Raw genomic sequence first — 783 nt, 5'->3', positions numbered from 1 at the left:
GATCAATGATGCCGCCTCCGGAAACGATTCGCCCGTCCACCGGTATCGTCTCGCCCGAATGCACGATGACGATATCGCCGATCTGCACGCTATCGAGCGGGACCTCGATCTCGACGCCATCCCGCAACAACCACGCGGTGTTGCCCAGCTCGCCGAAGATGCTGCTGAAATCGGCATCTGCCTCGCGCTCCGTGCGCGCGATCAGACGCTGTGCGGTCCCAACCACGAGCATTAGGATCGAGAGCAAGAATAGGGAGCCCAGTATCAACGTCGCCAATGTGGCAAAACCTTCGAAGGTCACAAGTCCCAGGCGACGGTGGCGGCGATACCATTGCAGCTTCACTCTTGTGTGTTGGACGACGGCATACGAGAGAAGTGGCAGCCCGAAAACCACAACCCATGGGGTCAAAGAGCAAAGCGCGAACATGGTTGTCGCGCCGAGGGCGCTCAACTGAAGGCGCGCGGCCCGTCTTTCCGCGAGCGACATCTGGACAGGGGGCAACGGCTTGGCCGCAATCCGGCCGTTACGTTTGCTGAGTGCACTCACACGGGTAGATCGACCTTTTCGTCTTTTCAGCCAAAGCCCCCCAGAGACGCCGGTTATAGCGAAGCCAGTGATTAGGATAATTGGCAATGGCATAGTTCAGGTCGTACGTCGACTCCGAGCGCAAATTCGCGAATCGGACCTCGATTCGCAAATGAGACCCTATAGCGGGAAGGGGTTTGTCGTTTGGCTTGGCTTCAGATCACGAGCGGCAAGTGCGGGATCAACACTCTCCAAGA

1 protein-coding gene is annotated in these 783 nt (G+C 58.2%); it reads right to left on the bottom strand.

The window, feature by feature from the left end:
• A partial coding sequence (locus tag CKO31_RS27575) for a P-type ATPase actuator domain-containing protein (protein WP_498370626.1) occupies positions 1-547 on the bottom strand: 547 nt, incomplete at its 3' end.
• Positions 548-783 lie beyond the last annotated feature (236 nt).

The sequence above is a fragment of the Thiohalocapsa halophila genome, from assembly GCF_016583825.1.
Taxonomy (GTDB): domain Bacteria; phylum Pseudomonadota; class Gammaproteobacteria; order Chromatiales; family Chromatiaceae; genus Thiohalocapsa; species Thiohalocapsa halophila.
The sequence above is the reverse complement of the archived record's forward strand: the minus strand, read 5'-3'. Positions and strand labels throughout refer to the sequence as shown.